We start from the raw sequence: 7,197 nt of genomic DNA on the forward strand, positions 1-7,197 counted from the left end.
ATGGTGACGCCAGCGTTAACTGCCATCCCCCAGGATATTGTTTGTGCTGCGGACTATGAACGGCATGCACGCGAGCATATGTCAGGGCCAACCTGGGCCTACCTGCAAGGCGGTGCTGCGGATGAGCTCACCCTGAATGCGAATCTCACTGCCTGGCATGGGTTGACATTATGGCCACGCGCTTTGACGGCGGTGGCTGGCGGCCACACGCGCTGCACACTGTTCGGTGAAGAATTGGCGCATCCTATTATCCTGGCACCTGTGGCTACGCAACGCTTATTCCATACTGAGGGAGAGTCGGCAGCAACCCTGGCAGCGGGTGTCATGGGCGGTTTGGCTACGGTTTCTACCCAAGCATCTATTCCGCTCGAAGACATCGCCAGTCAAGCGCAAGGTCCTTTGTGGTTTCAGCTTTACTGGCAGGCGAGCCGCGAAGCGACGCTTGCACTTGCGAAGCGTGCCGAATCGGCAGGCTATCGCGCCCTAGTCCTGACAGTGGATGCCCCTGTCTCAGGTGCACGCAATCGTGAACAGCGCGCAGGTTTCACTGTGCCGCCAGGCATTGCGCAAACGAATGTCGCGCCTATTACCCTTCCGGCACTGGAAGCAAATGCCAGTGTGGTATTTGATGGCTTTATGAGTGTAGCGCCAGCTTGGGCTGATATTGAATGGCTGACCAAACAGACCAAACTGCCGATTTTGCTAAAGGGCATCATGCATCCTGAGGATGCTGTCAAAGCGGTCAATGTCGGTGTTGCCGGCATTATTGTCTCTAACCATGGCGGGCGCGTACTGGATACAGCACCCTCCACACTTTCAGCACTGGCAGGCGTCGTTTCTGCCACGCATAGCAAAATACCCGTGATCGTGGATGGGGGTATCCGGCGAGGAACCGATATTCTCAAGGCACGCGCACTCGGCGCCACCGCGGTGATGATAGGCCGACCCTATATTCATGCGCTGGCTACGGCAGGCGCACTAGGGGTAGCACATTTGATCCGCCTGTTACGTGAAGAGCTTGAAATTGCCATGGCATTAACGGGTTGCCAGACCTGGGAGACTATTCACGCCGGCGTTCTGGCGAATGAAATTCGTTAACCATACAATCCGGCATAACTTCAATGCTCACACCATCGATACAAATAGATAAGATACAAATAGATAAGATACAAATAGATACAATGCAACACGTTACTGGCTGGTTAGCGTACAGTAGCCTCTGATATAATGAGACTAGTTCTCATTTCCGCTCAAGCGTACAGAATATTCAGTAAAAATTCTCGCTGAGAATGACACCTTACATACTAGCCAGACATGCAAATACAACTAAATTCTAACCGGGCATTCTGGCTTAAACATCTTTACCGTTGGCACTGGATCAGCTCGGCTGCCTGCCTGGTTGGCATGTTGCTATTTGCATTCACCGGCATCACACTCAACAACGCCAGCCACATTGAGTCCTTACCTGCGGTTTCTAACAAAACAGCCACACTCCCGGCGCCTTTGCTAAAGCAACTTCAAACCGACCCGGCCGATGACAAGGCTGCGTTGCCGAAGGCTACTGCCGACTGGGTAGGTAATGCGATTGGTGTCGAGTTAGCCAATCAAGCCGGCGAATGGTCAGATGCTGAAGTGTATGTATCACTACCCAGGCCAGGCGGAGATGCCTGGTTAGTCATAGACCGCACTAGCGGCGAAGTCAATTACGAGCTCACAGACCGGGGCTGGGTTTCTTACTTCAACGATCTGCACAAAGGCCGGAACACAGGCGTTGCCTGGAGCTGGTTCCTGGATATTTTTTCGGTGGCTGCACTGGTATTCTCCATCACAGGCTTGTTCATGTTGAGCATGCACGCCGGCAACCGGCCATCTACATGGCCCCTGGTTGGCCTGGGCGTCGTGATCCCACTGGTGCTGGTTATTTTATTTATCCATTAATTTATTAGGAGAGTTCGTCAATGCGTAAATGGGTTCCTGCGCTTATCCCCACGCTGATTGCTGGTTTGTTTGCCAACCAGTCAACCGCTGGAGAAATCAATATCAAAGTGACAATTCCTCAAATCAATACTGCGGAATATCATCGCCCCTACGTAGCGGTGTGGATCGAAAAACCGGACCAGAGCGTGCAAAAAAACCTGGCCGCCTGGTACAGCCAGAAGAAGGCTGCCAATGGTGATGAAGGCAATAAATGGCTGAAGGATTTGCGTCAATGGTGGCGTAAAAGCGGCCGCGAGCAACCGTTGCCGATTGATGGCGTATCCGGCGCTACCCGCCCGGTTGGCGAACAATCATTAAGCTTTACCGAAGGCAAAGAGCCTTTGGGCACATTGCCTGCTGGCCAATACAATATTGCCGTGGAAGCTGCGCGCGAAAAAGGCGGCCGCGAAATTATCCGTGTGCCTTTCAACTGGCCGGTGCAAAAAGCTGAACAAGCCAAAGCGGCTGGTCAGCATGAGCTGGGTGACATCATTGTCGATCTGAAACCCTGATTTAAGAATAATCCTGAGGAATACACAGATGAAAAGAATTGTTGCTTTGGTTTCTTTGGCATTGGGCATGACAGCCTCTACCGCTCAGGCACACGGGTTTTGGATTCTGCCATCCAGCACCGTGCTGTCTGCGTCCCAATTCGTGACGTTTGATGCGGCCGTTTCCAATGAACCCTTTCAAATCAACCACCGTCCACTGGCGATTGACGGGCTTGCCATTATTGCACCGGATGGCAGCCTGGTCACACCGGTGAATACCTTGAAAGGCGAATTGCGCACGGTGTTTGATGCCAAATTCGATAAAAAAGGTACTTACCGTGTGGAACTGGTCCGTTCAGGGTTCCGTGCAAACTGGAAAGATAGCGAAAACAAACCGAAACGCTTTATGGGCACGGCTGAAGCATTGGCCAAAGAAGTCCCAGCCGATGCCAAAGACCTGCTAGTCTCAGAGACTGAAAGCCGCCTGGAAAACTATATCACCGTAGGCAAACCTACCCCAATCAAGCCAAGCAATAAAGGTCTTGAATTAGTAGTGGGTACTCACCCTAACGATTTGGTTTCTGGTGAACCGGTAGAACTGACATTCCTGGTAGATGGTAAACCGACTGCCGATGTAGAAGTGGCGATCGTGCGCGGGCAAACCCAGTACAGGAATAATCCTGAAGAGAAAAACTTCAAGACAGATAAAAACGGCAAGATCAAAGTATCGTTTGACCAGGCCGGCATGTACTGGCTGGATGCTGACTTCAAGGATAACCGTGTCACAAACAAACTGGCGAAAGAGCGCACGCTGTCTTACGTGTTGACGCTGGAAGTATTGCCGCAATAATTAATGTCCACCAAGTAATGCAACGTGTCCTGATCCCCCAGCATTTAGAAACATTGCCTCAAGCATTACCGGTCGGGGAGCAGTTCACACTAAGCGGACAGACCATGGGTACTACCTGGACTGTCCGTTATATTCACTCGCAGCAGGATTCACAGGCTGCTGTGCGCGCCTTGATACAGGATGAGCTGGATCTGGTTGTCAGACAGATGAGTACCTGGCAGCAGGATTCAAACATCAGCCTGTTCAACCAGGCAGAAGCCGATACCTGGCACCCGCTCCCTGACCCTTTCTTTACTGTGATTGATTGCGCGCTGAAAATAGCGGCTGATACCAATGGCGCATTTGATCCCACCATAGGCCAGCTGGTTAACTTATGGGGATTTGGTCCACAGGGTGAGCGTAGCGCTCCGCCAAAGCCAGATGAAATCTGCAGATTAAAAGCCAGCTGTGGCTGGCAGCGCCTGCAACTGGATACGTATGGCAGACAGTTGCGGCAACCTGGCAATGCCTATATAGATTTTTCAGGGATTGCCAAAGGCTATGGCGTAGACAGGGTATCGCAAGCTTTGCAACGCGCTGGGATAGATAACTACCTGATAGAAGTCGGTGGCGAATTATATGGCGCAGGTATCAAGCCGGATGGCCAGCCGTGGTGGGTAGCACTTGAATTACCCCCAGGCATTGCATCGGCTGGCAACGAATCGATTGCCGCTTTATGTGGCGTGGCTGTTGCAACGTCCGGTGACTACCGACGCTATTTCGAGTATGACAATCAACATTATGCGCACACCATAGACCCCCGCACCGGTTACCCGATTGACCGCAGTGTCAACGCGCTGGCATCCGTCACAGTCATTCATGCGCAATGTATGAAGGCTGATGCATTAGCCACCGCCTTCACTGTCATGGGCAGACAGGCCGCGCTGGATTACGCACAAAAAAATCACATTGCCACGCTATTGATAGAGCAAACATCCGACGGCTTTAAAGAGCACCTTTCCCCTGAATTGACGGCAATGCTGGAATGAAATATTGGCCATTGGCGCTATGCGCCGTGTTTAACCCCGTACTATGTTATGCGTCTGACTTGGAGCGGGCATATACCGCACAAGCGCTGGGCGTTATTTTTATTTACCTGGCTTTCTGCGGCTGGATTATCTGGCAGCATAAGAAAAAGAATGCACACAATCGGCAGGCAGACCAGGCTGACACAAGCATGCGCAACAGCAATAGCCTATTGGTGGCTTATGCCAGCCAAACCGGCAATGCTGAATTGATTGCAAGGAAAACGGCCGAATCGCTCAAAACCTCTTCGTTGCTAGTGGAAACATTGGCGCTCTCAGCAGTGGATGCTGCCACCTTGCGAGACTTCCATCGTGTGCTGTTTATTGTCAGCACAACGGGCGAAGGTGACGCACCGGACAATGCGGCTAATTTCCAGCAAACCCTCATGCTGGGCAATATCGATCTATCCCATCTTCAATATGGCCTGCTGGCTTTAGGCGATTCTAGCTACACGTTTTTTTGCGGGTTCGGCCATACATTGGATGCCTGGTTACAACGCACACATGCCTTACCATTATTTGATTTGATTGAAGTAGACCACCTGGATGATGGCGCCCTCAGGCACTGGCAATACCAGCTTGGCCTGCTGGCGCACAATACAGAAATGCCGGATTGGGAAACCCCTGTTTACCAGCCATGGACTCTTGTTGCACGTTCACAGTTGAATCAGGGCAGCGCAGGCGCGCCGGTCTTTCATCTAAAACTTGCCGCACAACAACAAGACATGCACTGGCAAGCGGGTGACATTGCAGAAATAGGTCCGCGTAACTCGCCACAAGCTGTGGCCCAGTTTTTAAAACGGCTGGCACTGGATGGCACCTTACCGGTACATTCTGGCGACACCACATTCGCATATGCCTTGCTGGAAAAACTATTGCCTCATGACGAAGCCAGCTGGAAAGCATTATCTGGCCTGGATGCCGAAAGTATTCTGCGCGCGCTGAAAAACCTGCCACATCGCGAATATTCCATTGCCTCTATCCCACAGGATCTGCATCTCGAATTACTCATCCGGCAAACACACTATGCAGACGGCAGGCCGGGCATAGGTTCCGGCTGGTTGACGCAGCATGCGGCTGTGGGCGGTGAGGTAGGGTTACGTATCCGGGAGAACAGTGCATTCCACCCGCCAGCGCAAAATATCCCGTTGATCCTGATTGGCAATGGCACCGGGATTGCAGGTTTAAGGGCGCACCTGAAAGCCCGTATTGCCAGCGGTCATCTGCAAAACATGCTGATTTTTGGCGAACGTAATGCAGAACATGACTTTTACTTCAAAGATGAATTACAGTCATGGCTTGCGCAAGGTTCGCTAACGAAGTTGGCCACTGCATTTTCCAGAGACCAGGCTAAAAAAACCTATGTCCAGGATGTCGTCAGATCGTTGGCAGAAGAGATTAGAAATTGGGTGAGCGATGGTGCAGCCATTTACGTGTGCGGCAGTGCCAGTGGTATGGCGCCTGCCGTGCATAGCCAGTTACTGGAAACTCTGGGCGAACATACAGTCACGAACCTGGCAGCATCCGGGCGCTACCGTCGCGACGTGTATTAAACAGGCATTCCCAGCTTGTTGGGTGACCGTACTTCAGGTGTGTCATTTTTCGGTTTGCCATTTTGTACAATACCCTCAGACACTTTGCGTGCCTTGCGCTTTTTCAGCCATAAATACACACCGGTCACCGAAAGCATGGCGACTACCAGGCCCATGAAAGAAATCAGGATGCGCCCTGGTATGCCTAAAATCCGACCTGAATGTAACGGGAATTGCGCCTGCACAATCACATCTCCCGCCGTGCCTTCCCAGGGAATGCGTTTGTTAACGTAGTGTCCATTTAGCCCGTCGTAATACAAACGTTTATGGCCGGCACCAGCGACGCCATGATCAGCATCCGGGTAGTAAAAATCGACATTAAACAGCTGGTAAGCCGCACTATATGAAATACGCCCGGCAGGCTCTTGCCAGCCTTGCGCTCTGGCATCGTTGATTGCCAATGCCAAGACCTGTTCGAAATCGACTTTGGGTGGCTGTTGCTGTGCGGGTGATAAACGCGGGCGCAAATCAAACGGCGCCGGCGTTAAGGTAAATGCAGATTGCATCACTGGCATAAACACTTCGCGGCGCAGATTGAGGGCAAGCGCCGAGAATGCCAGGATAATCAATAGTACCCACGTCCATAAACCAAATGCGCGATGCATATCAAAATAACGTTTATGCGTACTGCTGTTCCAGCGCATTTTCCATGCCGGCCACCAGCGCTGCCAGAACGAAGCCTGGTTTGCCGAGTGAATAGCCTGCGCTTTATGTAAACGCGTTTGTGGTCTTCTGCCGGATTTCGGCAATGTCAGGTAGAAACCCACGAAGCTATCAATCAGCCAAATAATGGCAACGCCCCCCATCAACCAGATACCCCAGCGGTCTATGCCCCACATTTCAGGCAGATGCAAACTGTAATGCAGCTTATACAGGAAAGAGATCACATTGGTATGGTCTACAGGCCAGACTGCACCCCACTCACGTTTACCTAACTCCTCGCCGGTGACTGGGTCAACAAACACCTGGTTGAACTTCACTCGTTCCAGACCATTGGGCGGATTTGGCAAAGGCCTCACGCCGAGTGACAGCGTATGCCCTTGCTCCACCGTTAATGGGATTGAACTGACCTGTACCTGCGGATAACGTTCAGCGACCTGTTTAGCGAGAACCAAAGAAGACTGATGCGGACCCGCAGCCTCACTATGCATCCATTCCGGATTCAGTAACTCATCCAGCTCGTGATCCCAAGAGATAATTGCACCAGTGAGGCCGGTGATTAA

General features: G+C 51.8%; 7 protein-coding genes. 6 read left to right on the plus strand and 1 reads right to left on the minus strand.

Features of this window, described 5'->3' with window-relative positions:
- The 6 genes from VK958_RS10720 (at window position 1) to VK958_RS10745 (ending at window position 5,935) form a co-directional block, all read left to right on the plus strand.
- A complete protein-coding gene (locus tag VK958_RS10720; protein ID WP_325241176.1) occupies window positions 1–1,098 on the plus strand; it encodes an alpha-hydroxy acid oxidase in 1,098 nt (365 codons plus the stop codon).
- A 216-nt stretch (window positions 1,099–1,314) separates the two neighbouring features.
- The gene (locus VK958_RS10725) at window positions 1,315–1,938 is read left to right on the plus strand and encodes a PepSY-associated TM helix domain-containing protein (protein ID WP_325241177.1); all 624 of its coding nucleotides are present in this window, start codon (window positions 1,315–1,317) and stop codon (window positions 1,936–1,938) included.
- 20 nt (window positions 1,939–1,958) lie between these two features.
- Complete coding sequence (locus tag VK958_RS10730) at window positions 1,959–2,489, plus strand: DUF2271 domain-containing protein (protein ID WP_325241178.1); 531 nt, start codon at window positions 1,959–1,961, stop codon at window positions 2,487–2,489.
- 28 nt (window positions 2,490–2,517) lie between these two features.
- Window positions 2,518–3,318: a DUF4198 domain-containing protein gene (locus VK958_RS10735; protein WP_325241179.1), complete on the plus strand. Its 801-nt coding sequence runs from the start codon at window positions 2,518–2,520 to the stop codon at window positions 3,316–3,318.
- A gap of 17 nt (window positions 3,319–3,335) precedes the next feature.
- On the plus strand, window positions 3,336–4,346 hold the full coding sequence (locus tag VK958_RS10740; RefSeq protein WP_325241180.1) for an FAD:protein FMN transferase: 1,011 nt from the start codon (window positions 3,336–3,338) through the stop codon (window positions 4,344–4,346).
- Window positions 4,343–5,935, plus strand: coding sequence for a sulfite reductase subunit alpha (locus VK958_RS10745; RefSeq protein WP_325241181.1), 1,593 nt, complete (start codon window positions 4,343–4,345; stop codon window positions 5,933–5,935). The genes VK958_RS10740 and VK958_RS10745 overlap by 4 nt, the downstream gene beginning before the upstream one ends.
- Here VK958_RS10745 and VK958_RS10750 read toward each other — a convergent pair.
- A partial coding sequence (locus VK958_RS10750; protein WP_325241182.1) for a PepSY-associated TM helix domain-containing protein occupies window positions 5,932–7,197 on the minus strand: 1,266 nt, incomplete at its 5' end. The genes VK958_RS10745 and VK958_RS10750 overlap by 4 nt on opposite strands.

Source organism: Methylophilus sp. (genome assembly GCF_035460085.1).
Classification (GTDB): Bacteria; Pseudomonadota; Gammaproteobacteria; order Burkholderiales; family Methylophilaceae; genus Methylophilus.